The following is a 26,138-nucleotide window of genomic DNA, read 5'->3' as shown; positions in this document are numbered from 1 at the left end:
CGTGACGGATCGGTAAGGGCACGGGCGGCGGGGCCGACGCACCCTCTGAACACGCCCTTCCCGGCCGCGCCGCGGGCGGCCGACGTAGCCTGAGGCCCGCGAACCGACCTCCCGAGGAGCCCCGTGACCATCGCAGAGAGCGCCGGCGGCCGACCGCCGTGGCGGCTGTTGCTCGACTACGTACGGCCCCACCGATGGTCCCTGCTGGCGGGCGCCGCGCTGTCGCTGGTCACCGGCGCGACCGGGCTGCTGCTGCCCCTGGTGGCACGTCAGTTGATCGAGGATCTGGGCCACGACCGTTCGATATCGGGCGCGTTGCTCGCGCTGACGGCACTGGTCCTCGCCAACTCGGCGGTGGGCGCGCTGGGTTCGTTCGTGCTGCGGCGCACCGCGGAGTCGGTGGTGCTCGGCGCACGGCGGGCGCTGTCCTCGTATCTGCTGCGGCTGCGGATCACGGCCGTCGACCGGAGCGAGCCCGGCGATCTCATGGCCCGCATCACCTCCGACACCACGCTGCTGCGCGAGGTCACCACCGACTCGCTGGTGGGCCTCGGCACCGGCGGGCTCACGCTGGCGGCCACGGTCGTGATGATGGGCCTGGTGGACCCGGTGCTGCTGGGGGTCACGCTGGCCGTGATCGTCTGCGCGGGCACGGTCCTGGGCGTGATCGTGCCGCGGATCAACCGGGCGAGCCGCCGGGCGCAGGACGCCGTCGGCGTGATGGGCGCCTCGCTGGAGCGGGTGCTCGGCGCGCTGCGCACGGTGAAGGCGTCGGGCGCCGAGCACCGTGAGGAGGAGACGCTGCACGCGGCGGCCGAGGAGTCGTGGCGGCAGAGCGTGCGGGCCGCCAAGTGGTCGGCGGCCGCGGGCAACACGGCCGGCCTGGCGATGCAGACGGCCTTCATCACCGTCCTCGCCGTGGGCGGGGCGCGGGTCGCGACGGGCGCCATAGGGATCGGCACGCTGGTGGCGTTCCTGCTGTACGTCTTCTATCTGATGTCGCCGATCCAGCAGGTCGTCGGCGCGATCACCCAGTACCAGACGGGCTCGGCGGCCCTGAGCCGCATCCAGGAGGCCCTGCGGATGCCCGCCGAGCCCGCCTCCCGGCCCGAGCCGCTGCCCCCGCCCGCGGCCGAACCGGCCGCGCTGGACTTCACCGACGTCCGGTTCCGGTACGCCGACGATCTGCCGTACGTGCACCACGGGGTGACCTTCACCGTCCCGGCCCGGGGCATGACCGCGTTCGTCGGCCCTTCGGGCGCGGGGAAGACCACGGTGTTCTCGCTCATCGAGCGGTTCTACGACCCCGGGTCCGGCACGATCGCCCTCGACGGGCGCGACCTCGCGGACTGGGACCTGGCCCGGCTGCGCTCGTCCATCGGCTACGTCGAGCAGGACGCCCCGGTGCTGTCGGGCTCGTTGCGCGACAACCTCCTGCTGGGGAACCCGTCGGCCGACGACGACGCCGTGCGGGGCGTGGTGAGGACGACCCGTCTGGGCGACCTGGTCGAGCGGCTGCCGCAGGGGCTGGACACCCTGGTCGGGCACCGCGGGACGAAGCTGTCCGGCGGCGAGCGGCAGCGGGTGGCGATCGCCCGCGCGCTGCTGCGCCGCCCGCGGCTCCTGCTCCTGGACGAGGCCACCTCGCAGCTGGACGCGGTGAACGAGGCGGCGCTGCGCGACACCGTCGCCGACGTGGCCCGGACGACCACCGTTCTCGTCGTCGCGCACCGGCTGTCCACGGTCACGATGGCCGACCGGATCGTCGTCATGGACGCCGGCCGGGTCCGCGCGGTGGGGACGCACCGGGAGCTGGTGGCGGGCGACCCGCTCTACGCGGAGCTGGCGGCCACGCAGTTCCTGGCGACCGTCGACTGAACGGGGCCGGACGCGGGTGGGGGCCGCCCGGTCGTCCGGACGGCCCCCGCGGGGAAGGGCGGGGCGCTCAGCCGATCGCGGGCAGCAGCCCGGTGACGGGGGCCACGAGGTCGGTGACCTGGTGCAGCTCGTTGAGCTTCTCGAGCTCGCTGACCTTGTTGAGCTCGGCGAGCTGGCGGGAGACCGGCGGGAGGTCGGCCCGGTGCTCCGCGGGGATCTGGCTCGTGGCGAGCGAGTCCAGCGCGGTCATCGGGTTGATCCGGCCGGTGTCCGGGGCTTCGGCCGCGTTCGCCAGCGGCGCCGCGAGGCCCGTGACCCCGGCGGCGAGTGCGGCGATTGCGGCGATGCGTCGAGTGGAGATCATGCCTACAGCAACGCCACCGGCGCCCTCGCGGACACGGGTGGTCGGCGGCGCTCACCCGACAGGCGGAGAGACCGGACTGCGCTTGCCGAGCCCGGCGCGCCGGAGGAGCCTCGAAGGTGAGGGTCGGGCGGCCCGATCTCCCCTCGGCCGCGGCCCTCGGAGGAGGTCGACATGGGAACCGTGGCAGGCTCCGCCTTCGATACCGACACCCTGCGCAGGGGCATAGAGGAACAGACCGCGGCGACACTGCTGTCGCTCTACGCGGAGGACGCCGAACTGCGCGTCATCGACCACAACACCCAGCCGAGTCAGCCCATGGTGCTGCACGGCCGGGACGAGATCGGCCGGATGCTCGACGACGTCTACAGCCGGGACATGACCCACAAGCTGGAGGAGTGCATCGTCCAGGGCGACCGGGCGGCGTTCAGCGAGTCCTGCCGGTACAGCGACGGCGTCCGTGTTCTCGCCGAGTCGATGCTCACGTTGCGGGACGGCAAGATCGTCGAGCAGACCATGATCCAGGCATGGGACGAGTAGGGAGGAAGACAGGGGTCCAGGTCACCTCTCGGCTGACCTGGACCTTCTCGGTGCGGGCGGGGCGGGGGCGGTCGCGTGCGACCCGGTCCGCGCTGCCGGCGCCGGTGTCCGAGGCCGGCCGGCTGATGTCCCTCGCGCTGCTGCGGACGGCGCTGCGAGCGGTGCGGGGCCGTCCGCGTCGTCCCGCGCCGCCCGCCGTGCGCGCGCGGTGCGGCCGGCGGCGGTGAGCCGGCGCCGCACGTGCCGCCTGCCGCCGCTCCCGTCCACAGGGGCGGGCGCCGACGCGCGCAGTGTCGTCGACGGCGCCCGGAACGGCGGGAACGGAGCGTCTCCGGCGGGCCGCCGGCCGCGGTGGCAGGGCTGACCACGGGCGGCCCGCGTCAGCGGCCGCGGCGGGACCCCGTCTCAGGCCCGCGTCGGCGCGTCCTCCGTGCCGGCCGGGGTGCTCTCGGCGGCGGTGCGGCCGAGACGCCGGACCACCGCGGTCAGCCGCAGCAGTGCCACCGCCGTGCCCGCGCAGACCGGAACGGCGGGCCAGTACGGGAGGACGTGCCCGAAGGCCGCGTGGACGAGGAGCCCGAGCAGGGCCGCCACGGCGACGGCCGTTCCGAGCGCGCAGGGCCCGAAGCGGTCGTCGCGGCCCGCCCGGACCCGGCCCGTCCCGGCCGCCAGGAGGGCGGCGGCGGACACGGCGAGGGAGATCAGATAGGCCGTGATCAGGGGCGTCAGTACGATCAGCGTCACGTCCAGCGCGCCGAAGTGCCAGCCGGGCCACACGTCCCGGCCGTCGATCTCCACGACCCGGCCGTGCCACAGCCCGACCGTGACCCGCTTCCCCTCCCAGAGGTCGTGCCCGACCTGGTCCTCGACGTCGTCGGCCGTCTTCCGGCCGTCGCCGAGGTCGAGGCGGACGGTGTACTCGGTGTGGGTGAACGAGGACCCGTCGCCGCCGTCCTGTCCGCCGCCCGAGCGTCCGGACACCGTGTGCGAGGTCAGCTCCGTCACGCTCGCCGCGGTGGTGCGCAGGCCGTCCGGCCGGGCGAGCGCCACGGCCGTCTCCTGGTAGGTGCGTCCGGCGAGCAGCAGGATCAGGGCGGCCATGACGAGGCGGAACGCCACCCGTCGGACGCGCGCGCGCCCGCTCCTGACCGGCTCGGCCTCTTCGGTGTCCGACATGGTTCCCCCTGGTCCCGCCCGTCGACTGGTCCGGCACGTCGACAGACACGGGAAACGCCCGGCCGGTTCCCTTCCACCGGCCGACGGGTCCCCGCCGACCAGGTGCGGCGGGGGTCCGACCCGTGGGCCGGGCCCCCGTCCTGAGGGCAGGTCAGGGACCCGAGGGTCAGGTCAGCGTCCACTTCTGGTTGTCGGCGGCGGCGCAGGCCCACAGCACGATCGGGGTGCGGTTGGCCGTGCCCGCACCGTTGGCGTCGAGGCACAGCCCCGCGTTGACGTTGGTGATCGTGCCGTCGCCGTTGACGGTCCACTTCTGGTTGTTCTGGCCGTTGCAGTCCCAGATGACGACCCTGGTGCCGTTGGTGGTGCCGAGGTCGTAGGCGTCCAGGCATTTGTTCCCGTACACCACGAGTTCCTTGCGGGAGGTGTACGTCCAGGCCTGGTTGGAGCCGCCGTTGCAGTCCCACAGCTCGGCCTGGGCGCCGTTGGTGATCGTGCTGTCGTACAGGTCCAGGCAGCGGCCGGACTGCTTGCCGACGACGAGCGCCCCGTTCGCGCCGGGCAGGGGTCTGACGGTGATGTCGGCGAGGGTCGGGGCGCCCGTGAAGACGAGCGTGTGGGACGAGCCCTTCGACAGGGCGACCTGGAGGCTGATCGTGCCCTGCGCGGAGCCGGTCGGCGGGAACGAGACGGTCGTCGAGGCCTGGTCGTCGACCTTCAGCGTCGCGGTACGGGCGGTGGAGGCCGTGTTGGTGTAGGCGACGTCGACGACCTTCAGCCCCGTGCTCCCGGCGACCACGCCGGAGAAGCCGGAGGTCCCGGTGTACGTGCTGCCCGACGCCTCGGTGCCGCCCCTGACGGTGAGCATGACCGAGCCGCCCGCCGGGACGCTCGCCGTGTAGCTCGTGGCGTACGTGCCGACGTCGGCGCGGGCCCACAGGTCGCGGACGGTGGCGGAGGCGTCCGTCAGCCCCAGGTCGGACCAGCGGACGGTGATGTTCCGGGCCGCGGAGGTGCGGTTGAGCAGGACGACGGCGCGCTTGCCGCTGCCCGCGAGGACCTTGCCGTAGACCTGCGCCCCGGTGGTGTCCTCGGCGACCTTGACGCCCTGGAGCCCGCGCGCGTCCTGGTCGACGGCGACGACCTCGGGGTTCTTGAGGATGTCCGCCGTCTCCGTCGTCATCGTGGTCAGGTCGTTGCCGGCGAGGAGCGGGGCGCCGGAGACCGCCCACAGGTTCATGTGGGTGCGGTTTCGGGCGGCGGTGAAGCCGTCCATGCCGACCATCAGCATGTCCGGGTCGTTGTAGTAGCCGGTGTGCTGGGCGGTGGGGTGCAGGCCCTGGTCGAAGTTGGACAGCAGGTTCGTCATCGACGGCTTGTCGCCGTAGTAGATGATGTCGGTGCTGGTCCGGAACATCGGGGCGAGCCCGGGGGCCCAGTTCCAGGTGTTCTGGTATCCCCAGTTGCAGAGGGAGAGGGTGAGCGGGCGGCCGGTGGCGGCCGTCGCCTTCGTGACGGCGGCGCTGATCGCGGTGTACGTCGTGGCCGCGTCGAGGCCCTCGGCGTCACCGCCGCACCAGTCGACCTTCACGAAGTCGAAGCCCCACCGCGAGAACTGGAGCATGTCCTGGTCGTAGTGGCCCTCGCTGCCGCTGCCCGGGGCGGCGGGCCGGCCGGTCGGGTAGTAGTAGCCGCAGCCGTCCTTGCCCGCGTCGGTGTAGATCCCGGCCTTGAGACCCTTGCTGTGGATGTAGTCGGCGATCGCGCTCATGCCGCCGGGCCACTCGGACTCGTCGACGGTGATGTTGCCGCCGCTGTCGCGGGTGCCCTGCCACCAGCCCTCGTCGATGTTGATGTACCGGTATCCGGCGGCCGGCAGGCCCGCCGCGACGAACGCGTCGACCTGCCGCTCGATGACGTCGTGGTCGATCTTCGCGGCGAAGCTGTTCCAGGAGGCCCAGCCCATCGGGGCGGTGGGCACGGCGATCTGCCGCGAGGTCGCGGCCCGGGCCGGTCCGGGCTGGGCGAACAGCAGGACGGCGGTCACCGTCAGGAGCAGGGCGAGCATCCGTGCGACGGCGGATCTCAGGCGCGGGGCCGGGCGCGGGGGGTGTGGGGGAAACATACGGCGGCTCCAGGCTTCGAAATATCGAACATGGGTCGGTGAACCGAACGCATTGCGGGCCGAAGTTAGAACCGCCGGAGGGTGAAGTCAACGCCTGCGACAGAAGTGATGTGACCGGTCTCAACGGTGAAGTGGCCGCATGCGAAGGGTCGTTCACCCGTTCCCGGCGCCGCGCCCCCATACTGTCCGACGTGCGAGTGGCGATCATGACGGCGGGATCCCGGGGCGACGTGGCCCCCTTCACGGGGCTGGGCCACGCGCTGGCGCGGGCGGGACACGAGGTCACCCTGGTCACCCACGGGCGGTTCGCGCCGTTGGTGGCGGGCTCGGGGGTGGGCTTCCACGCGCTGCCGGTGGACCCGCGGGCGGAGCTGGAGTCGGAACGGGGCCGGGGCCTGCACCGCAGCACCACCGGCCCGGGCAAGTTGCTGCGGGTGGCCCGGATGGCGCGGTCACTGGTCGGGCGGATGACCGATGACCTCCTCGCCGCCGCGCAGGCGAGCGACGTCCTGCTGCTGTCCGCCTCGGTGGCGCCGCTGGGGCACACCATCGCTGCCGGGCTGTCGCTGCCGAGCCTCGACCTCTGCCTCCAACCCGTCGCCCCCACGCGGGAGTTCGCACCGCCCTTGCTGGGCGGTGGCTCCTGGGGAGCGGTCGGCAACCGCCTCGCCGGACACGGCGTCGGACTGGCCGTGGAGCAGATCTTCGCGCCGGTCCTGCCGTCGGTGCGGGCCCGGCTGGGGCTGCCCGCGGCACGCCGCCCCGGCGTCGGCCCGCGCGGCCGGGACCGGCTCGGCCCGGTCCTGCACGGTTTCAGCCCGCTGGTGGTCCCCCGGCCCCGCGACTGGGGGCCGGGGCTGGACGTCACCGGGTACTGGTGGCCCTACGACCGGGAGACCCGACTCCCGCCCGCCCTGCGGGAGTTCCTGGACGCGGGGCCGCCGCCGGTCTTCGTCGGGCTGGGCAGCGCGACCGTCCCCGACCCCCGGCGGCTGAGCGCCGAGATCGTCCGGGCGCTGCGGCGGGCCGGGCTGCGCGGCGTGATCCAGCGCGGCTGGGCGGGCCTCGCGGCCGACGGCGACGACATGCTGACCGTCGACGACGTCCCGCACGCGCTGCTGTTCCCGGAGACGGCCGCCGTGGTCCACCACTGCGGGGCGGGCACGACGGCGGCGGGCGTACGCGCCGGGGTCCCCGCCGTGCCGGTGCCGGTCCAGTTCGACGAGACCTTCTGGGCCGGCCGCCTGGTCGCCCTCGGCGTGGCCCCGAACCCGGTCCCCCTGCGCCGGCTGACCGCACAGACCCTGACCGCCGCACTCCTGCGGGCCACCCGCGACCCCGGCTTCCGCGAACGGGCCGAGGAACTGGGGACCCGGGTACGGGCGGAGGACGGAACGGCGCGGGTGGTGGAGGCCGTGGAGCGGCTGGGAGAGACGTGACCGGCAGACTCACTCGGCGTAGTGCGGGCAGGACCTGCGCACGGTCTCGATGATCTCCCGCAGGTCGGGAGCGGGCACCGGCGGCAGGCCCCACGCCGTCCTGGTGTCGTCCAGGAGCCGACGGGCACTGTGCGGCGAGAGGGAGAGCTCTCCCCGCACGACTGCCAACCGCTCGACGCTTCCGTCGGGTCCGTGCACGTGTGCCTGCGCACGGCGGCGCTCGAACCCCGGCATCGCGAACACGTCGAGAAGGGTGACGCTGAAGTACGCGTAGGCGGCGGCCTCGTCCAGACGTTCCAGGGTGTCGGCGGGCAGCTCCGCCCTCAGTTCGACCCCGCCGGGACCGTCCGCCCACCGCGCGAACCGGCCGATGTGTCCTCGCATCCTGTCGAGTTCGCACAGGCAGTCGGCGTGCAGGAACTCCGCCAGCCGCCGGGTCGCCCCGAAGATCATGTCCGCGCTCCGGGTGGGCAGGGCGGCCTCCTTCGCTCCGGCCCTGAAGGCATCGACCGTGTCCCGCATCGCGCGGGTGACGAGCCAGGCGGCGATGTTCCGCAGCTCGACCTCCCCCTTGCTCTCGCGCAGCGCCACCATCTCCCTGGAGTACCGGATCAGGTCCCGCGGCACACCGCCCGCCAGGGCGTGGGCGAGCGCGACGAACGGCTCCGAGACGCCTGGGGCGCGCCGGTCCAGTATCCGCTGCGACTCCTCGAACGAGCAGGGCCGCACATGGACGACGTCGTCGAACGTGCTGTCCACGACATCGCGGCCCGGCAGTCCCCGTCGGACGAACGACGCCCCCACGTCCTCCGAGACAGAGATCAAGAAGTGCACGCCGGTGACGCCCAGGATGGCCTTGATCTCCCCGAGGAACTCCAGCGCCTTGGCCGTGGTTCCGAGCCGGTCGATCTCGTCGATGGTGACCACCAGACGCCGTCCCTGCGGCCGCAGTTCCCCGGCCACTTCGGCCAGGGTGCGCCGCAACTGCTGGACGAGCTCGGGCAGGGTGACGGGGGACGCGGTGAACGAGGTGCCGTAGGTGGATCCCAGGCTCAGCAGCCCACCGGCCGGGGCTCCGCTCGCGCCGTACGTCACGCTCTGGACCGTCTGGAGCCGGTAGAGGTGGTCCCGGCACCGTCCGGCCAGGGTCGGCTCCCGCTTCACGCGCTTCCACCGGCACACCCGGATCAGGATGAGGCCCAGGCAGACCAGGGCCACCCGTTGCGACAGGTCCCATCCGAAGGCCGCATGCCGCGTCCGGTCGCCGGCGAAGGCCCCTGCGAGCCCGAGAACGAAGACAAGGACCGCCACCCGCGTGGGGGTCCCGTGCACGTCGTCCCAGAAGGGCGTGACCGCTTTCCACACCGCGATGACGACGAGCACCGCCACGACGGTCATCGTCGGGTAGTAGACGGCCGGTTCGTCGTGCCGCCAGTCCCCGAACCAGGCGATCACCGCCTTCGGCGACCACGTCGTCAACAGGGCCAGCACGATCAGCAACCGGCCGACCGGGGCCAGGAGGACCTTGCGCAGCACGCCCGTGAGGCCGCTCAACCGCCACCTTCTGACGTACTTCCAGACCAGGAGACCGAGGACGACGGCCGACAGCGCCAGCCACGGCCGCCTGCCCTCCAGGACGGCCACCAGACCGTCCCGCAGCCGCTCCGCACCGTCGTCACCGGCCCGCGCGACCGCTGCGGACCGGTGCTCGACGAAGTCGCGCACGGTCGCGAAGACGCCTACCAGGAACAGCCCGAGCGCCAGCAGCCCGACGAGCAGGCGTTGGGTGAACGCCCTCGCGGCGGCACCGAGCCTGCGCAGCACGGTGCGCAGCGGGCTGAGCCGCCGGAACTCCGGAAACCGGTACCCGTGGTCCGTCAGGTAGGTCTGGCACAGGTCGACGAAGAGCGAGGTGAGGAACTCCAGAGGGGCGTAGGAGGCGGGCGCCTGGACGGAGATCTTCAGGTCGTGCGGGTCGGCGCAGGAGGCGAGCAGGGTCGACTTCCCCGAACCGCGCGGTCCGCACACGGCGATGGTGCCGTCGACCAGGGCGTCGAGCTTCTGCCGGATCTCGGCCCGCGCCTGGTTGCCGACCACATAGCGCCGGTCGCGGTGGTCCCTGACACCCTCGTACCGCGTGGCGACGAGCAGACAGTCGGCATCCTCACCGAGGAGGTCCGAGACGACGTTCTGCACCACCGAGGGCATGACGTCCCGCGCCGCGACACGCGTGAGGTCGGCGGTCCGGTGCCGCACCGCGCGCAGCCCTGCGGCCCTGGCCGTCAGCGCGCGCACGCATCCGGCGAAGGCCCGCACCCTGCCGCGGAAACGCCGACCGCCACAGGACCCAGCCCACCGCGCCCAGCGCGGCGCCGAGCCCGGCGGGCCACCAGCCGCTTCCGGCCACCGCCAGGACGATCAGAACCGTCGCGGACAGGGCGGCCGAGACCAGCGGAAGGTCCCAGGCCAGACCGGGCAGCAGAGCCAGCACGCGCTCCTCGGCCCCGTCCCGCTCGTCGCGCGCGTTCTCGTAGCGCTGCAGGGCTTCCTGGTACAGCGGCGCTCCCCGGACCCGGGTGACGTTCTCCGGCAGCCGCATCGCCCGCGTGACGTCCGTCCGGAACGCTCCGGGGCGCCGGTCCAGGCGGCTCGCCACCTCGGCGACCGTCAGACACTCCTCCAGCGCTCTCGTGTAGGCCGCCCACTCCTGCTCGTCCTCCAGACCGGGTGGTGGCGGTTCCCGGTCCCCTTCGCCGTCGGGACCGAGCAGGGTCAGTTCCAGGTCGCTTCGGAACGCGCCCGGGCCGTGGCCGTCCCCCGACAGCGGTTCAGGAGGAATGGGGTCCCCACCCTTCCGGGCGCAGGATCCCCAGCAGTTGCCGTACCAGTTCGTCGACGACCTCGTCCAGGGTCGCGTCGACCCAGCCGGCGCTCCAGTCGTGGAGGAGGCCGTTGACGCTGCCGATGAAGGCCGTCGCCGCCAGGCGGTAGTCGCGGGGGGCCGCCTCGCCGCGGGCGGCGGCCGCCGACGCCTCGGCGCAGATGAGGTCGACCCAGCGGGCGCGGCGGGCCAGGCGCTGTTCCTCCAGCCGGGGGCTGACCCCGACGATCTCCACGAAGGTGATCCGGATGCGGCGCGGGTCGGAGGTCACGTTCGCCGCGTAGGCGCGGAAGATGCCGGTGACCCGCTCGACGAGCGGCATGTCCTCGGCGGCGGCGAAGGCGGCCAGGACCGCCTCCTCGGCCCAGTCGTTGACCTGGAGGTGCAGGGCGGCCAGGACGTCCTCGAGGGTGCGGAACTCCTCGTAGAACTGGCGGGTGGACAGACCGGCCGCCTCGCTGAGCGACGCGACCGTGGCGCCGCGGTAGCCGGGGAGGTCGCCGAACAGCTGCAACGCCGCCGCCAGGAATCTCCCGCGCCGCTCGGCCTGCCGCTGTGCGGCGGTCTTGCCGCCGTAACGGCCGGTCGGCGCCCTGAGCCTGCCCGCCACTGACCCTCCCTCGTGGTTCCGTGCTCCCCCGCCGTCGATTTTGTCGTGTACGGAGTCTTGTGGCGAAGGGCCCCCCTTCCTTACTTTCCAGTAAGTAAATCTGAATGCCCCCGTGTTCAGATCGGGCGGGACCTCTTCCGCCCTGCCCCCACACCTGCGCCCCCAGAGGAGAGAGCAGCCATGCCTGCCTTCAGATCCAGGCACCTTTGCTCCGTAGCCGCCGCCCTCGTCCTGACCGTCACCGCCCCCGCGACGGCCGCCACGGCCGCCACCGCCCCGGACGCCCCGACCGCCGCCGCGCTGCGCGAGGTGCTCTTCGTCGGCAACAACTGGGAGGGCACCGCGGACGTCATCCGGTCCAGCGGTGACTTCGGAAAGGTCGGCCGGATCAACGTCATCCCCGACAAGAGCGCCCGGATGGCGGAGATCAACGCCGACCCGATCAAGTGGATCTACTTCCAGGCCATCCGCAACGGAGTCGGCGAGGGACACGACCAGTTCGTCGACGACATGTACACCACGCCGGACGGCGCCTCGGTGGTCGTCTCCCGGCCCAGCTTCGCCGACGTCGTCTCCATCGACCTGGCCACCGGGAACATCGAGTGGCGCTTCCCGGTGTCCGGTTACCGCTCCGACCACATGGCCGTCTCGCCCGACGGCACCCGGGTCGCGGTCTCCGCGTCGATCTCGAACACCGTGCACGTGCTCGACATCGCCACCGGCAGGCAGCTGGGCTCGTTCAAGACCGGCGACAAGCCGCACGAGAACATCTTCACCAAGGACGGCAAGTACCTCTACAACATGTCGATCGGCGACGTGAACACCTCCCAGGACGCTCCGTGGCAGGACTTCACGAAGGGCGACCGGCGCATCACCGTCGTCGACGCGACCACGTACCGGCAGGTCAGGGTCATCGACATGCGCCAGCGACTGGACGCGATCGGTCTCACGGACTACTCGGACGCGGTGCGCCCGGCGGTCTTCTCGCCGGACGAGTCCAAGCTGTACTTCCAGGTCTCGTTCTTCAACGGCTTCTTCGAGTACGACCTCGCCACGGACCGCATCACGCGGACGAAGACCCTGCCGAAGAACCCGGCGACCGGCGACGACCGCACCACCTTCGTCAACGACTCGCGCCACCACGGCATCTCGATGAGTCCCGACGGCGCCAAGCTGTGCGTGGCGGGCACGATGGACGACTACGCGACGGTCGTCGACCGCGCGACCCTCCAGGAGGGTCCGCTGGTCACCGCCTCCAAGCCCTACTGGGCCACGGTCAGCGGCGACGGCAGGAGCTGTGTCGTCTCCGAGAGCGGCGCCGACCAGGTCACGGCGATCGACTTCGCCACCGGCCGGAAGACCGTGTCCGTGCCGGTCGGCGACCATCCGCAGCGGGTCCGGATCGGCCATGTCGCGGCGGACTGGACCGGAACCGGCGGCTGACGGTTCCGCGGGCTCCCGGGGGGGGCGGCGGTCACCGCCGCCCCCCTTCTGTCGTGTCCGGCGGGGGCTACCCCACCTTCTGGGTCACCCACGCCGACAGCTCCGTGCGGGCGGCGGCCAGCAGGGTCGCGGACGGCGCGGTCGCCCCGTTGGTGACCAGGGCGTAGTGCACGGTGCCCGAGTCCGGCGCGCTGAGCAGCAGCCGGCGGCTGCCGGTGCCGCCCGGTTCGGCGGCCGCGGCGATCTTCGTGGCCGTGGTGTAGGCGGGCGGGGCGTACACCGTGCCGAGGTCGGACACGACGGTCGTCGTGGCGGTCGGGAAGGAGGCCGGCAGATGCAGTTCGGTGGGCGCCGTGCCGCCGTTCGAGCGCCACACCAGCAGCCCGTACTGGCCGGAGCCGACGAGCTGTCTCGTGCTCGGCAGGGAGCTGGGGACCGAATTCCAGGTGAGGGTGGTGGACCCGTCGCGGGAGCGGTCCTCGTAGGTGAAGGCGAGGGTCGTGCCGGAGGTGGCGCTCGGGTAGATCCGGTCGAGCAGCCGGGCGTCCTGACGGAGGGTCGCCGTGCCGCTGTCGTCCAGGCGTACGGCGGAGAGGTCCTCGTCGTTCCAGGCGTCGCCGGTCGTGAGCACCTTGTCGGCGTTGCCGTTCATCAGCTCGTGGTGGCGGCCGTTGTAGATGTCCCACTGCCACTGCGACCCGGAGAGGACCGGGCCCGACGCCGCCGGTGCGGTCCACCAACCGGAGCCCTTCACCCGGGAGTCGAGCGCCTGGTACATCGCCTTGAGGACGGTCGGCGCCTTGCCGGCGGTGGTGCCGTTCAGGGGGTGGCCGAACTCGCTGACGATCGCCGTCGTCCCGGCGGCCGACGCCCGGTCGCGTACCGTGCCGAAGTCGGTCACGTACTGGCCGTCCTGCGCGTTGCCCCACATCAGGACGCCCGAGATGGCCTTCTGGTCGTAGAAGTGGGTGTTGAAGACGTAGCGGGAGCCGAGCGTGCCCGCGTCGAGGAGGCCGCCCTCCTCCTTGCTGACGTTGCCGTTCCAGAAGAGGTTCGGCTCGACGAAGGCGGGCTTGTCGGTCCAGCCGGCCGCGTCCATCCGGGCCCGGAACTTCACGTAGAAGGGCCACAACAGGTCGCGTTCCCAGGTGCGGCTGGTCTGGCCGGAGTCATAGGCGCCGGCGTAGGGCTCGTTGTAGGGGTCGAAGCCCAGGACGCCGGTGAACTGCTCGGTGGAGAGGTTCGCCTTGAGGTAGGCCATGGTCTTCTGGGCGGTGGCCAGGAAGGAGTCCTGGAGTCCGTGGTTGTTGTGCCAGAAGTCGTACTGACCGGCCTTGACCGCCCCGTTCTGGGTGATGTTCTGGCCCCAGACGAAGCAGATGCCGCAGGACTCGGTGGGGTAGTCGCCGAGGTCCACCGCCCACGCGGGGGCGCCGTCGCCCGTGTACCAGCTGCCCGGGTCGAACAGGTAGCGGGAGTAGAGGTCCTGGTGGAAGTCGGGGTAGACGCGGATGCCGGCGTCGAGGAAGGCGCGCAGCTGGTCGGTGGCGGCGGCCAGGTAGGCCGTGTCGACCTGGCCGCGCACCGGTTCGGCGTAGGCCCAGGAGAGCAGGAAGCGGACGGAGTTGCCGCCGCCGAGGGCGCGCAGGGCCGTCGCGGACTTCCTGGCGTCGGCGACGGAGGCGAAGGGCAGGCCCTTGTTCTCCGCGAGCTTGGTCTCGCCGGAGACGTTGTAGCCGCGCAGGACGACCTCGCGGCCGTGCGCGTCGAGGAAGCGGCCGCCCGACACGGTGAGCGCCGTGCCGTCGAAGGAGAGGGAGTCGGGAAGCGGGGCCGCGCCGGCGGCCGGGGAGCCCGCCACCGTCAGGAAGCCGCAGAGTCCGCAGAGGACCACCAGAACAGCGAGCAGACGTGCCCGAATATTCGGCATGTCCCCTACAGTCCGGTGATTTCCGGACACCGTCAATACCTTCTGACCCGCGAGTAAGTTCATTCCCTGCCAACCCAGTTGGCAACCGGCCCCGCCCGTTCCCCCAGGCGCGCCCCGGGCCGCGGAACAGCGCGCGACCCGGCCGCGGATTACCGTTCAGGGGAAACGGCCGCTTCGGTCGTCGCGGCCGGAAGGGAACCGATCGTGCGCGAGATTCTCCCGGTGCTGAACGGGTGGTACGCGGCCGGTGCGCCGTTCGGGCTCGCCACCGTGGTCGCCGTCAGCCGCAGCGCGCCGCGCGATCCGGGCGCGGCGATGGCGGTGGGCCCGGACGACGAGGTGGTGGGCAGCGTCTCCGGGGGCTGTGTCGAGGGCGCGGTGTTCGAGCTGGCCCGGGAGGTCGTGGCCGACGGGGCGGCCCGGCTCGAGACCTTCGGCTACAGCGACGAGGACGCCTTCGCCGTGGGGCTGACCTGCGGTGGTGAGATCACGCTGCTCGTCCGTGCGGTCACGCCCGGCCTCGACCCGTCGTTCGGCGCCGTCGCGGAGTCGGTCGCCGCGGGCGAGCCGGTGACGGTGGCCACGGTGACCGACGGACCCGCGCCGCGCGGGGCCGCCCTCGCCGTCTGGCCGGACCGGACCTCCGGCACGCTCGGCACGCAGGGTCTGGACGCGGCCGTCACGGCCGACGCGCGCGGCGAACTCGCCCTCGGCGTCACCGGCGTCCGGCACTACGGGCCGCGCGGCCAGCGGCGCGAGGACGCCGTCGCGGTGTTCCTGCAGTCCTTCGCGCCGCCGCCGCGCATGCTGGTGTTCGGCTCCATCGACTACGCGGCCGCCGTGGCACGGGTCGGCGACTTCCTGGGCTACCGGGTCACGGTCTGCGACGCCCGGCCCGTCTTCACCACCCCCAGGCGATTCCCGCCGGGCGTCGAGGTGGTCGTGGAGTGGCCGCACCGCTATCTGCGCGGCACGGACACCGACGCCCGCACGGCGATCTGCGTGCTGACCCACGACCCGAAGTTCGACGTGCCGCTGCTGGAGGTGGCGCTGCGCCGGCCGGCCGCGTACATCGGGGCGATGGGCAGCCGCCGCACCCACGAGGAACGCCGGGCGCGGCTCGTCGAGGCCGGCGTCACGGAGGCCGAGCTGGCCCGGCTGCGCTCACCGGTCGGACTGGACCTGGGGGCCCGGACGCCCGAGGAGGTCGCGGTGTCGGTGGCCGCCGAGATCGTCGCGCTGCGCTGGGGCGGCAGCGGAGCTCCGCTGAGCTCGACGGCCGGGGCGATCCACCGCCCGGCGTGAGGAGAGTCCCGGGACGTCCCGGTTTTTCCGGGAAGATGTGTGAAGGGCGGACCAGCGGGGTACGCGCCCATCACGGACAGGCATGCATGTCCCGGTCCTTCGTCTCACGAAGGAAGGAGGTCCGTTGAAGCAACGCACACTCGCAAGTTCCGGGCCGCCCCCGACCCTCACGGCCGGGCGCGGCCCGGTTCTGCGTCACCGGCGCGGTGGCAGCCGGTGCAGGACGAGGTCCGTGAGCCGGCCGTCGGCCGCGGTGGCCGTCAGGTAGGTGCAGTGCGGCTGGCGCCGCCGGTCGGTCGGCGAACCCGGGTTGAGCAGGCGCGGTCCGCCGGGGGCCGTGGTGTCCCAGGGGATGTGGCTGTGGCCGAAGACCAGGACGTCCAGGTCGGGGAAGCGGGCGGCGCAGCGTGCCTCCCGGCCCTGGGCGGGGCCGGTCTCGTGGACGACCCCGAAGCGCAGTCCGCCCAGGTCGGCGAACGCGACCTCGGGCAGCCGGGCGCGCAGTTCGGGCCCGTCGTTGTTGCCGTACACCCCGACGACCCGGTGGCTGCGGCTCTCCAGCAGGTCGAGGGTGTCCGTGTCGACCCAGTCCCCGGCGTGGATCACCACGTCCGCGCGCGGGAGCTCGTCGAGCAGCGCGGCGGGCAGCGCCTTGGCGCGCCGGGGCAGGTGGGTGTCGGACATCATCAGCAGGCGCACGGCGCCAGACTACAAAATCACCGACCCGGACCCATCAGGACAGGTGGGGCGCCGACGGCGGGGTTAGCATCGGGCCACACGCACCCTCCGTCCCGCGCACGGCAGAGCGATCCAGCAAGGGGGCCAGGAGCCCGATGCCGGTCAAGGTCAGCGTCATCGTCCCCGTCTACAACCCAGGTCCCTACATCGAGGACTGTCTCGCCTCGCTGCTGAGGCAGTCGCTCCCGCCGGACGAGTACGAAGTGATCCTCGTCGACGACGGGTCCACCGACGCCACCCCCGCCCGCCTCGACGCGGCCGCCGCCGAGGACCCCAGGATCCGCGTCGTCCACCAGGAGAACTCCGGCTGGGCGGGCAAGCCCCGCAACATCGGCATCGACCTCGCCCGGGGCGAGTACGTCATGTTCGTCGACAACGACGACCACCTCGGCGACGAGGCCCTGGAGCGGATGTACGCCTACGGGGTCGCGAACGACGCCGACATCGTCGTCGGCAAGATGGCGGGCAAGGGCCGGGGGGTTCCGGTGGAGCTGTTCCGCGTCAACCGCCCGCACGCCACCGTCGAGAACGCGCCGCTGATCGACAGCCTCACCCCGCACAAGATGGTCCGCCGGGCCTTCCTGGACCGCACCGGCCTGCGTTTCCCCGAGGGGCGGCGGCGCCTGGAGGACCACGTCTTCGTCACCGAGGCCTATCTGCGCGCGGACAACGTCGCGGTGCTCAGCGACTACGTCTGCTACTACCACGTCAGGCGCGACGACGCCGGGAACGCGGGCTTCCGGCGGTTCGACCCGGTGGGGTACTTCAAGAACCTCCGGGAGGCCCTGGACGTCGTCGAGCGGTACACCGAGCCGGGTCCGCTGCGCGACAGGCTGTTCCGGCGCTGGCTGCGCGTGGAGATGGTGGAGCGGCTGCGCGGCACCCGCTTCCTCGGGCTGCCCGAGGACTACCGCAGGGAACTGTTCGAGGAGATCCACGGCGTCGTCGTCGAGCGGTTCGGGCCGGGCGTGGCGGCGCCGCTCCAGCCCACCCAGCGGATCGTCGCCGCGCTGGCCGCCGAGGGACGCTACGACGACGTCGTCGCGTTCGCGGAGTGGGAGGCGGGCGTCGCGCTCGCCGTCGACCCGGAGGACGTCACCTGGCAGGGCGGCGTGCTGCGGATCGCCTTCGCCGCCGAGCTGACGCACGACGGCGGGCCGATGACCTTCCCGTCCGCCGGGGGCTCCCCGCAGTGGCCGCCGCGGGACGTGGCCGAGGCGGTCTGGTGGCTGGGCACGGACACCGTGGGCCGCTTCGACCGGGCCGTGCCCGACCTGCTGCTGCGGGAGCGGGCCAGCTCGGCGCAGTACTTCCAGCCGGTGGACGTGGTGCGGGAGACGGTCCCGGCCGGCGACGGCAGCCAGGTGCGGCTGGTGCTGCGCGCGACCGCCACCATCGATCCCGCCACCGCGCTGAGCGGCGGCCCGGCGGGCGAGGGGCTGTGGGACGTGTACGTGCGCGTCGGCCTGGGCGGCTGGACGAAGGAGCTGCGGCTGGGCCCGGCGCCGCGCCACGGCCGTCCCGTCCCGCCCGCCGGGGTCGTCGCGGGGCGCGTGGTGCTGCCGTACTGGACCGAGCGGTACGCCAGCCTCGCGCTGGACGTCGGCCACGCCGGGAAGCGGCTGGGCCTGGGCCGCGTGGCGGCGGGGGACGTCACCGTCGCCGAGGAACGCCTCCACGTGGTCCTGCCGCTGCACGTGCCCGAGGCCGTCGCCGTGCTGCTGCGGCTGACCGGGGCGAAGTCGGGCGGCTCCCACGAGGTGTTCGGGACGCTCGCGCCGGGCGGCCGGCTGGCGGCCGTGCTGCCGGTGGGCGACCTGATGGGCGGGACCTGGCTGACGACCGTCTGCCTCACCCCGGAAGTGGAGGGCGCGCGCTTCCACCCGCTCCCCTTCGCCCTGCACGTGGCGTCGGACGGCGTCCTCGTGGTCCCGGCGCCCCAGCCCGCCGGTGTGCGACGGCTGGCCCGCAGGGTGCGCCGGGCGCTGTACCGGGCGCTGCAGAGCGTCACGCCCCGGAGGGCATGACGGCATGCGGCCGCTGGACATCGAGGGCGCCTGGGTGGTGGAACCCGAGGTCTTCACGGACGGGCGGGGCAGCTTCCACGAGTGGTACCGCACACCGGAGTTCCGGGCGGCCACCGGGTACGGTCTGGAACTCGCCCAGGCCAACTGCTCGGTCTCGCGCCGGGGCGCGCTGCGCGGGGTCCATTTCTCGGACGTGCCGCCGGGGCAGGCCAAGTACGTCACCTGCGTCCGCGGCGCGGTGCTCGACGTGGTCGTCGACCTGCGGGTGGGCTCCCCGCTGTTCGGGCGCTGCGAGGCCGTCCGGCTGGACGACGACACCCGGCACGCGGTGTTCCTCGCCGAGGGCCTCGGCCACGCGTTCCTGGCGCTCACCGACGAGGCCACCGTGGTCTACCTGTGCTCGACCGGGTACGCCCCCGAGCACGAGCACGGGGTGCACCCGCTCGATCCGGCGCTGGGCATCGACTGGCCGCCCGGCCTGGAGCCGGTGCTGTCGGCGAAGGACGCGCGGGCGCCGTCGCTGGCCCGGGCGAAGGCGTCGGGGCTGCTGCCGTCGTACGCCTCCTGCCGGGACCGCTACCGGGAGCTGCGGGTCAGCGGCTGAGGGCCGTCCGCTCCAGCGCCCCGCGCAGCGGTTCCCAGCCCCGGGAGCGGTCGAGACCCCGGTTGCGGGCCCGCACGAGGGGCTTCCAGAAGCCCGCGCGCAGGAGGGTCTCGGGACGCACCGCGCGCACCCGTTCCAGGAGCGCCTCGGGGACCTTCTGCGGGTCGGGGACGTCGAACTCGGCGACGATCTCGTGGTACTTCTCGCGCAGCACCGGGTTGCGGGGGTCGGCGCCGAAGACGACGAGCTGTCCGGTGGGCTGGGTGTCGACGGGGACCGCCACCAGGTCGGGGCGGTAGCGGGCCAGGATCTCGACGAGCTTGAAGACGTCGCCGGTCCAGGCGGTGGTGTGGCGGTCGCGGGCGGCCTCGTCGGCACCGCGGGGCAGCATGTCGTCGAGGACGATCACGCTCGACCAGTCGGAGTGCTTCTCGACGTTGATGAAGTCGCGCAGCGCGTACTCGAACAGGTGCATGCCGTCGATGAACGACAGGTCGAGGGTGGTGCGGCGCCAGCGGCCGAGCGGGTGGCGGCCCCGGGCGAGGTTGCGCAGCGGACGGCGGCCGCCCTTGAGATGGGCGAGCGGGTCGCGGCGGGCGAAGAAGTCGTCGCTGGTGGCCTTCACCAGGTGGACGTCGCAGCGGATCTCCGAGGTCACCTTGAACGCGGGGTCGACGGCGATGCTGGGCACGCGGGACAGCCGCAGGCTGCGGCCGTCGTTGACGCCGATCTCCAGGTAGTTGCGGTTGGCGGTGGCCTGGTGCAGCTGCCGCAGGAACTCATGGCGTTTCACGAAGGGACTCCTTGGGGGACACCGTGTCGAAGGTCGCCGTGCGGATCAGGGGTAGTGCCTGCCCCAGAGCGGCGCGCCAGTCCCGGGGCGGCGGCAGGCCCGCCTCCCGCCAGCGGCCGTGCGCGAGCACGCTGTAGGCGGGACGGGGCGCGGGGCGGGGGAAGGCGTCGGCGGTGGTGGGGCGTACCCGGTCCGGATCGGCGCCGACGGCGCGGAACACCTCGCGGGCCAGGTCGTACCAGGTGGCCTCGCCGGACGCCGTGGCGTGGAAGACGCCCGTCGTGCCGCGGCCGGCCCGCGGTCCCAGATCGGCGATGCGGGCGGCGACGTCGGCGCTCCAGGTGGGCTGGCCGCGCTGGTCGTCGACGACGTCGACGGTGTCGCGGCGGGCCTGGAGTTCCAGCATCGTGCGGACGAAGCTGCGGCCGTGGACGCCGTAGAGCCAGGCGGTGCGCACGATCACGCCGGTGTCGGGGAGCACGGCGCGGACGGCCCGCTCGCCGGCCAGCTTGGTGCGGCCGTAGGCGGTGCGCGGGGACGGCGGATGGTCCTCCTGGTAGGGGGTGCGGGCGGCGCCGTCGAAGACGTAGTCGGTGGAGACGTGGACCAGGCGGGCGCCGTGCGCGGCGCAGGCGGCGGCGAGCAGCCGGGGCCCCTCGCCGTTGACCAGCAGCGCGCGGTCCTCGTCGGTCTCGGCGTCGTCGACGGCCGTGTAGGCGGCGCAGTTGACCACCAGGTCGGGCCGGTGCGCGGCGAACGCCCGGGCCACGGATCCGGGGCGGGTGACGTCCAGGCCGGTGCGGTCGAGGCCGGTGACGTCCGCGCCGCGCCGGACCAGTTCCGCCACCGTGTCCCGGCCGAGCATCCCGCCCGCGCCGGTGACCAGCCACCTCATGGCAGCCGCGCCCGTCGTTTCAGGGGTTCCCACCAGTCGCGGTGGTCCCGGTACCAGGCGACCGTCGCGGCGAGACCGGCGGCGAAGTCGTGGCGGGGCCGGTAGCCGAGCTCGGTGCGGGCCTTCGTCCAGTCGACGCAGTAGCGCAGGTCGTGGCCCTTGCGGTCCTCGACGTACTCGACCCGGTCCCAGCCGGCCCCGCAGGCGTCCAGGAGCAGTCCGGTCAGCTCGCGGTTGCTCAGCTGGGTGCCGCCGCCGATGTTGTGGACCTCGCCGGGGCGGCCCTTCGTGCGGACGAGGTCGACGGCCTCGCAGTGGTCCTCGACGTGCAGCCAGTCGCGGACGTGGCGTCCGTCGCCGTAGAGGGGGACCTGCTCGCCGTCCAGGAGGTTCGTGACGAAGAGCGGGATCAGCTTCTCCGGGAACTGGTGCGGGCCGTAGTTGTTGGAGCAGCGGGTGACGCGGACGTCCAGGCCGTGGGTGCGGTGGTAGGACAGGGCGATCAGGTCGGCGGAGGCCTTCGAGGCCGCGTACGGGGAGTTGGGGCGCAGCGGCTGGTCCTCGGTCCAGGCGCCGGTCTCGATCGAGCCGTAGACCTCGTCGGTGGAGACGTGCACGAACGGGCCGACGCCGTGCCGCAGGGCGGCGTCCAGCAGCGTCTGGGTGCCGAGGACGTTGGTGCGGACGAAGGCGCCCGCGCCGTCGATGGACCGGTCGACGTGGGACTCGGCGGCGAAGTGGACGACCTGGTCGGCGGCGGCCGTCAGCCTGTCGACCAGGCCCGCGTCGCAGATGTCGCCGTGCTCGAAGGCCAGCCGGGGGTGTCCGGCCGGCAGGTTGGTGCGGCTGCCCGCGTAGGTGAGCTTGTCCAGGACGGTGACGCGCACGGCGGGGTCGCGGTCCAGCAGGCCGCGCACATAGGTCGACCCGATGAATCCGGCGGCCCCGGTGACGAGGAGGTTCATGTGTGGATCTGTACCTTGCTGTGGTCGCCGAGCACCAGCCGGTGGGCGCTGGACACACCGGACGCCGGGGTGACCTCGACGTGCCGGCCGATCAGGGAGTTCTCGATGCGGCCCACTCCCTCGATGGACGAGTCGCGCAGCACGATGGAGAACTCCAGCTCGCTGTCGGTGATCCGGCAGTCCTCGCCGACGGAGGTGAAGGGGCCGATGTAGGAGTCGCGGACCTCGCTGCCCGCGCCGAGGACGACGGGTCCGACCAGGCGTGAGTTCACCACCCGGGCCCCTGCCTCCACGACGACCCGGCCGATCGTCTCGGAGGCCTCGTCGACCTCGCCGTCGATGCGGCGCTCGACGCCCTCCAGGACGGTCCGGTTGACCTCCAGCATGTCGACGACGTTCCCGGTGTCCTTCCAGTAGCCCTTGACGATCGTGGAGTGCACCCGGGCGCCGGTGTCGATGAGCCGCTGGACGGCGTCGGTGATCTCCAGCTCGCCGCGCCGGGACGGCCCGACGGCGCGCACGGCGTCGTGGATCGCGGGGGTGAAGAGGTAGACGCCGACCAGGGCGAGGTCGCTCTTGGGCCGCGCGGGCTTCTCCTCCAGGCCGACGACCTGTCCCGCGGCATCGAGTTCGGCGACGCCGAAGGCGCGGGGGTCGGAGACCCGGGTGAGCAGGATCTGGGCGTCGGGCCGGGTCCTGCGGAACTCGTCGACGAGGTCGGTGATGCCGCCGACGATGAAGTTGTCGCCGAGGTACATCACGAAGTCGTCCTCGCCGAGGAAGTCACGGGCGACGATGACCGCGTGGGCGAGCCCGAGGGGCCTGTCCTGCGGGATGTAGGTGATGTCGAGGCCGAACCGGGAGCCGTCGCCGACGGCCTCCCGGATCTCCTGCGCGGTGTCGCCGACGATCACGCCGACCTCGGTGATCCCGGCGTCGGCGATGGACTCCAGGCCGTAGAAGAGGACGGCCTTGTTGGCGACCGGCACGAGCTGTTTGGCCGAGGTGTGGGTGATCGGCCGAAGGCGGGTCCCGGCGCCGCCGGACAGTACGAGAGCCTTCATCGGTCCCACTCCCGCCCCGGTCGCCCGGCCGCGACCGATTCATCCGCTCATGCCGACCGGTTGCCGGTCAGTCCTCACCCCTGACGATGTTCCATTCCGGGCCGGACTGCATCCCGGCGACCGCCCCGGGGACGGCGACGGCGGCCAGGCAGGTGCGCGGCACCGGGGTGGCGCGGCGCAGCCGGCGGGCCCTGGCCCAGCCGGTCTCGGCCGGGCGTACCGCCGGTATCGCCGGTATCTCCTGGGTGTACGCGGTCACGCTGTTCATCGCCCTTCTCGCTCGCTGGGGCTGTCGCCCCGGGTCGGGCGGCCTCGCGGCCGCCCCTGCCGACTAGCCTGTGGACCCCTCGTCCCAGCGGGGCCGGCTCTGGTCGGCGCTGTCCCGGCTGCCGGTGGGCCGCAGCTCGTGCGGCGTGAGGCGTTCGCCGCTGCCGTCCGCCGCCCGCGGCATCTCGTTGGGCTCACGGACCCGGCTGGTCTCGTGGGCCGGGCCGGAGGCGGGCCTGCGGGGCTGTTCGTGCGGCTTCGGAGGCGCGGGTTCGCGTGCCCGGACCTTGGCGCCGAGCCGGAAGGCCCAGATCAGACCGCCGACGAGAACGATCCCGACGACGATGAAGGCGACAGTGGCCAGCACGGACTTTCCGGATGCCGCGAGGTAGGCGGAAGCGAAGGTGTCCATGGGCGGCGGGTACCCCGTTCGTGCCCCGGGACACCAGGCGACCGGCGGCTCAGTACTCCAGCGCCAGTTCGCTCCACACCTGCTTGCCGCCGCTGACCGGCACCGTCCCCCAGGCGTCGGAGACGGCCTCGACGAGGAGGATGCCCCGGCCGCCGGTCGCCTCCCAGCCCAGGCCGGTCGGCTTCACGGGGGTGCGGGGCGAGGCGTCGGTGACGGCGACGCGCAGCCTGCGGTCGATCAGGACGAGGTCGAGGCGGACCCGGCCGTCGGTGTGCACCAGGGCGTTGGTGACCAGTTCGGAGACGACGAGCAGGGCGGTGTCCATGGCCCCGACAGGCACCCCCCAGACGCGCAGGGTGCGCCGGGTGAAGCGGCGGGCCTGCCGGGCCGCCTCGGGCACCCGCCACACCGTCCAGCCCTCGCGCAGCGGTTTGACGGCCATGCCGTCGTAGCGCATGAGGAGCAGTGCCACGTCGTCGCCGCGGTGGGCGTTGCCGAGCAGGGCGTCGGCGACGAGGCCCAGGTGGGCGGGGTCGGCCAGGGCCAGTTCATGGGCGAGGCGGTCCAGGCCGGTGTCGATGTCCATCTCGGCGGACTCCACGAGTCCGTCCGTGGTCAGGGCGACGACGGTGCCGGGCAGCAGCCGCAGCGGGGTCATCGGGAAGTCGGCCCGGGTCACCACGCCGAGCGGCGGGCCGCCGTCCGTCTCGGCGATCTCGGTCGATCCGTCCGGGTGGCGCAGCACGGGCGGCGGGTGTCCGGCCCGGACACACCAGGCGGTGCCCTCCTCCATGTCGACGTCGACGTAGCAGCAGGTGACGAAGAGGTCGGTCTCCAGCTCCATCAGGAGCCGGTTGGAGTGGGAGACCACGACGTCCGGCGGGTGGCCCTCGGCGGCGTAGGCGCGCAGCGCGGTGCGCATCTGGCCCATGAGGGTGGCGGCGCCCGCGCTGTGTCCCTGGACGTCGCCGATGACGAGGGCCACATGGTGGTCGGACAGCGGGATCACGTCGTACCAGTCGCCGCCCACCTCGAGGCCCGCGGTGGCCGGCAGGTAGCGGGCGACGGCGACGGCGCCGGGGAGGTCCGGCAGGCGGCGCGGGAGCAGCTGGCGCTGGAGCATGCCGACCAGTTCGTGCTCGGCGTCGAAGGCGCGGGCCCGCGTCAGCGCCTGGCCCGCGAGGCCGGCGGAGGCGGTGAGCAGGGCGCGTTCGTCGGGGCCGAAGTCGTGCGGCTCGTCCCAGCCGATCAGACAGACCCCGGCCATGCGTCCCCCGGCGGACAGCGGCAGCACGGCGAGGCCGCCGGGGCCCACCTCGGCGAGAGCCGGTTCCAGGGCGGTGCCCGCGGGCCAGATGCGGGCACGGCCCTCGCGCAGGGCGGCGGCGAGGGTGGGCATGGCGCGCACGGGCGCGTCGGGCCACTCGGCGCGCCACTCCAGCTGCCACAGGTCAGGCCAGGACTCGGGTTCGGGCGGGTCGAGGACGGTGACCACGAGCCGGTCGTTCTCCAGCTCGGCGAGCGCGATCCGGTCGGCCCGCAGCGGCTTGCGCAGCGCCGCGACCACGGCCCGGCCGACGTCGCTGACGGTGCCCGCGGTGGCGAGCGCGGCGGCCAGCCGCTGGACGCGGGCGACGTCGGTGACCTCGCCGCGCAGGGTGGAGGCGTCGGTGACGGTGCCGACGAGCCGCGCCGGGCGGCCGTCGCCGGGCAGCAGCCGGCCGCGCAGCCTGAGCCAGCGCGGCGGCCCGGTGGGCTGCAGGACGCGGAACTCCAGCTCGCGCTCGCCGATCGACATGTGGCCGGCCTCGACGACGGACATCAGGGAGGGCAGGTCCTCGGGGACGGTCAGCCCGAGCAGCGTCTCCACCCGGCCGTCGAAGCGGTCCCGGCTCAGCCCGAACAGTTCCAGGAGGGCGTCGCCGACCTCGACCCGGCCGGTGTCCATGGCCAGGCTGAAGGCGTTCGGGAGAAGTTCCCCCTCCTCGGCGGGGAGGGCAGGGGCGGGGAGGGCGACGGCCTCGGCGACGAGCTCCAGGCACGCCCGTTCGTCCGCGCCGAAGCCACCGGGGCGCTCGCTCACCGCGAGCAGACAGCCGCCGGGACGGCCGGACACCGGCAGCACGGCCAGGTGGACGTCGTTGCCGGGCATCCGCCGCGCCTCCGCGCGGTCGGCGAGCTCCGCGGGGCCCAGCCACACCGGCCGTCCGGCCCGGTGGACGTCGGCGGCCGGTGAGTGGCCGTCGAGCGGGTAGCTCTCCCGCAGCCCGTAGAGGGTCCTCGGCACACCGGCCGACTCGACCAGCCGGAGCAGGTCGCCGTCTCCGCCGGGTGCGTAGACCGCGGCGAGGACCGCGCCCGCGAAGACGAGGGCCTGTTCGAGCGTGCGCCGCACCCGTTCGGGCGTGGCGGGTTCGGCTGCGATCGTCTTGAGGGCGATTTCGGCACGCACGGGTCCCGTTCTGCGCTCTGCGGCACCCTCGTCGACCACGTCCGCCATTACAGCGCCAAAGGTGCGCCCGCGCAGCCCCTGCGACCGTTTCACGGAGGCGGTCAGGGGTACGGACGGCCGCTCCGCGCTCGAAACGGACCGAACATGTCTTTACGCGTGCGTTCCGCACAGGGATGTCGTGACAGGCGTGACTGTCCACGGCCCCCGTCCGCTTGCGAGTCTCTTGGCCGGGC

At 73.2% G+C, this 26,138-nt stretch carries 23 protein-coding genes; 8 read left to right on the top strand and 15 right to left on the bottom strand.

The window, feature by feature from the left end:
• The first annotated feature begins 123 nt into the window (after window positions 1-123).
• Window positions 124-1,878 (top strand): ABC transporter ATP-binding protein, encoded by a 1,755-nt coding sequence (locus J2X68_RS12440; protein WP_310432548.1) that lies wholly within the window; start codon window positions 124-126, stop codon window positions 1,876-1,878.
• A 67-nt stretch (window positions 1,879-1,945) separates the two neighbouring features.
• Here the strand turns inward: J2X68_RS12440 and J2X68_RS12435 are convergent, their stop codons facing one another.
• Complete coding sequence (locus J2X68_RS12435; protein ID WP_310432547.1) at window positions 1,946-2,242, bottom strand: hypothetical protein; 297 nt, start codon at window positions 2,240-2,242, stop codon at window positions 1,946-1,948.
• A 171-nt stretch (window positions 2,243-2,413) separates the two neighbouring features.
• Here J2X68_RS12435 and J2X68_RS12430 point away from each other — a divergent pair, with 171 nt between their 5' ends.
• Both J2X68_RS12430 and J2X68_RS12425 read left to right on the top strand, forming a co-directional pair.
• The gene (locus J2X68_RS12430; protein ID WP_310432546.1) at window positions 2,414-2,779 is read left to right on the top strand and encodes a nuclear transport factor 2 family protein; all 366 of its coding nucleotides are present in this window, start codon (window positions 2,414-2,416) and stop codon (window positions 2,777-2,779) included.
• Window positions 2,767-3,006 (top strand): hypothetical protein, encoded by a 240-nt coding sequence (locus tag J2X68_RS12425; RefSeq protein ID WP_310432545.1) that lies wholly within the window; start codon window positions 2,767-2,769, stop codon window positions 3,004-3,006. The genes J2X68_RS12430 and J2X68_RS12425 overlap by 13 nt, the downstream gene beginning before the upstream one ends.
• A 178-nt stretch (window positions 3,007-3,184) precedes the next feature.
• Here the strand turns inward: J2X68_RS12425 and J2X68_RS12420 are convergent, their stop codons facing one another.
• Window positions 3,185-3,955, bottom strand: a complete 771-nt coding sequence (locus J2X68_RS12420) for a hypothetical protein (RefSeq protein ID WP_310432544.1) — start codon at window positions 3,953-3,955, stop codon at window positions 3,185-3,187.
• Between the two features lie 166 nt (window positions 3,956-4,121).
• The gene (locus tag J2X68_RS12415; RefSeq protein ID WP_399039799.1) at window positions 4,122-6,080 is read right to left on the bottom strand and encodes an RICIN domain-containing protein; all 1,959 of its coding nucleotides are present in this window, start codon (window positions 6,078-6,080) and stop codon (window positions 4,122-4,124) included.
• Between the two features lie 206 nt (window positions 6,081-6,286).
• On the opposite strand from J2X68_RS12415, the gene J2X68_RS12410 reads away from it, so the two are divergent.
• Window positions 6,287-7,519, top strand: a complete 1,233-nt coding sequence (locus J2X68_RS12410; protein ID WP_310432786.1) for a glycosyltransferase — start codon at window positions 6,287-6,289, stop codon at window positions 7,517-7,519.
• A 9-nt stretch (window positions 7,520-7,528) separates the two neighbouring features.
• Here the strand turns inward: J2X68_RS12410 and J2X68_RS12405 are convergent, their stop codons facing one another.
• The 3 genes from J2X68_RS12405 to J2X68_RS12395 form a co-directional block, all read right to left on the bottom strand.
• The gene (locus J2X68_RS12405) at window positions 7,529-9,718 is read right to left on the bottom strand and encodes a P-loop NTPase fold protein (protein ID WP_310432542.1); all 2,190 of its coding nucleotides are present in this window, start codon (window positions 9,716-9,718) and stop codon (window positions 7,529-7,531) included.
• Window positions 9,684-10,175: a hypothetical protein gene (locus J2X68_RS12400; protein WP_310432541.1), complete on the bottom strand. Its 492-nt coding sequence runs from the start codon at window positions 10,173-10,175 to the stop codon at window positions 9,684-9,686. Before J2X68_RS12400 ends, J2X68_RS12405 begins: the two co-directional genes overlap by 35 nt.
• Window positions 10,176-10,347: 172 nt before the next feature.
• The gene (locus J2X68_RS12395; protein ID WP_310432540.1) at window positions 10,348-11,010 is read right to left on the bottom strand and encodes a TetR/AcrR family transcriptional regulator; all 663 of its coding nucleotides are present in this window, start codon (window positions 11,008-11,010) and stop codon (window positions 10,348-10,350) included.
• A 180-nt stretch (window positions 11,011-11,190) separates the two neighbouring features.
• On the opposite strand from J2X68_RS12395, the gene J2X68_RS12390 reads away from it, so the two are divergent.
• A complete protein-coding gene (locus J2X68_RS12390; RefSeq protein WP_310432539.1) occupies window positions 11,191-12,453 on the top strand; it encodes a YncE family protein in 1,263 nt (420 codons plus the stop codon).
• 67 nt (window positions 12,454-12,520) lie between these two features.
• Here the strand turns inward: J2X68_RS12390 and J2X68_RS12385 are convergent, their stop codons facing one another.
• Complete coding sequence (locus J2X68_RS12385) at window positions 12,521-14,383, bottom strand: cellulase family glycosylhydrolase (protein ID WP_310432538.1); 1,863 nt, start codon at window positions 14,381-14,383, stop codon at window positions 12,521-12,523.
• Window positions 14,384-14,587: 204 nt separating this feature from the next.
• On the opposite strand from J2X68_RS12385, the gene J2X68_RS12380 reads away from it, so the two are divergent.
• Window positions 14,588-15,688, top strand: a complete 1,101-nt coding sequence (locus J2X68_RS12380) for an XdhC family protein (RefSeq protein WP_310432537.1) — start codon at window positions 14,588-14,590, stop codon at window positions 15,686-15,688.
• Window positions 15,689-15,883: 195 nt separating this feature from the next.
• Here J2X68_RS12380 and J2X68_RS12375 read toward each other — a convergent pair whose 3' ends face one another.
• Window positions 15,884-16,387 (bottom strand): metallophosphoesterase, encoded by a 504-nt coding sequence (locus tag J2X68_RS12375; protein WP_310432536.1) that lies wholly within the window; start codon window positions 16,385-16,387, stop codon window positions 15,884-15,886.
• A 134-nt stretch (window positions 16,388-16,521) separates the two neighbouring features.
• Here J2X68_RS12375 and J2X68_RS12370 point away from each other — a divergent pair, with 134 nt between their 5' ends.
• A complete protein-coding gene (locus J2X68_RS12370; RefSeq protein ID WP_310432535.1) occupies window positions 16,522-18,453 on the top strand; it encodes a glycosyltransferase family 2 protein in 1,932 nt (643 codons plus the stop codon).
• 4 nt (window positions 18,454-18,457) lie between these two features.
• The gene (gene rfbC / locus J2X68_RS12365) at window positions 18,458-19,057 is read left to right on the top strand and encodes a dTDP-4-dehydrorhamnose 3,5-epimerase (RefSeq protein WP_310432534.1); all 600 of its coding nucleotides are present in this window, start codon (window positions 18,458-18,460) and stop codon (window positions 19,055-19,057) included.
• On the opposite strand, the gene J2X68_RS12360 is transcribed toward rfbC, so the two are convergent.
• The 7 genes from J2X68_RS12360 to J2X68_RS12330 all read right to left on the bottom strand — a co-directional run bounded on the left by J2X68_RS12360 (window position 19,047) and on the right by J2X68_RS12330 (window position 25,953).
• Window positions 19,047-19,850 carry a class I SAM-dependent methyltransferase gene (locus J2X68_RS12360; RefSeq protein WP_310432533.1) on the bottom strand — a complete coding sequence of 268 codons (804 nt, stop codon included), beginning with the start codon at window positions 19,848-19,850 and terminating at the stop codon, window positions 19,047-19,049. The genes rfbC and J2X68_RS12360 overlap by 11 nt on opposite strands.
• Complete coding sequence (gene rfbD / locus J2X68_RS12355) at window positions 19,837-20,745, bottom strand: dTDP-4-dehydrorhamnose reductase (protein WP_310432532.1); 909 nt, start codon at window positions 20,743-20,745, stop codon at window positions 19,837-19,839. Before rfbD ends, J2X68_RS12360 begins: the two co-directional genes overlap by 14 nt.
• A complete protein-coding gene (rfbB, locus tag J2X68_RS12350) occupies window positions 20,742-21,710 on the bottom strand; it encodes a dTDP-glucose 4,6-dehydratase (RefSeq protein ID WP_310432531.1) in 969 nt (322 codons plus the stop codon). The genes rfbD and rfbB overlap by 4 nt, the downstream gene beginning before the upstream one ends.
• Window positions 21,707-22,774: a glucose-1-phosphate thymidylyltransferase gene (locus J2X68_RS12345; protein ID WP_310432530.1), complete on the bottom strand. Its 1,068-nt coding sequence runs from the start codon at window positions 22,772-22,774 to the stop codon at window positions 21,707-21,709. The genes rfbB and J2X68_RS12345 overlap by 4 nt, the downstream gene beginning before the upstream one ends.
• Window positions 22,775-22,841: 67 nt before the next feature.
• Window positions 22,842-23,042 carry a hypothetical protein gene (locus tag J2X68_RS12340; RefSeq protein ID WP_310432529.1) on the bottom strand — a complete coding sequence of 67 codons (201 nt, stop codon included), beginning with the start codon at window positions 23,040-23,042 and terminating at the stop codon, window positions 22,842-22,844.
• Between the two features lie 63 nt (window positions 23,043-23,105).
• A complete protein-coding gene (locus J2X68_RS12335; RefSeq protein WP_310432528.1) occupies window positions 23,106-23,453 on the bottom strand; it encodes a DUF6479 family protein in 348 nt (115 codons plus the stop codon).
• Window positions 23,454-23,502: 49 nt separating this feature from the next.
• Window positions 23,503-25,953 (bottom strand): SpoIIE family protein phosphatase, encoded by a 2,451-nt coding sequence (locus J2X68_RS12330; RefSeq protein ID WP_310432527.1) that lies wholly within the window; start codon window positions 25,951-25,953, stop codon window positions 23,503-23,505.
• Window positions 25,954-26,138: the final 185 nt, after the last annotated feature.

The sequence above is a fragment of the Streptomyces sp. 3330 genome, from assembly GCF_031456635.1.
Taxonomy (GTDB): domain Bacteria; phylum Actinomycetota; class Actinomycetes; order Streptomycetales; family Streptomycetaceae; genus Streptomyces.
This window is presented reverse-complemented; position numbering and strand designations above follow the sequence as displayed.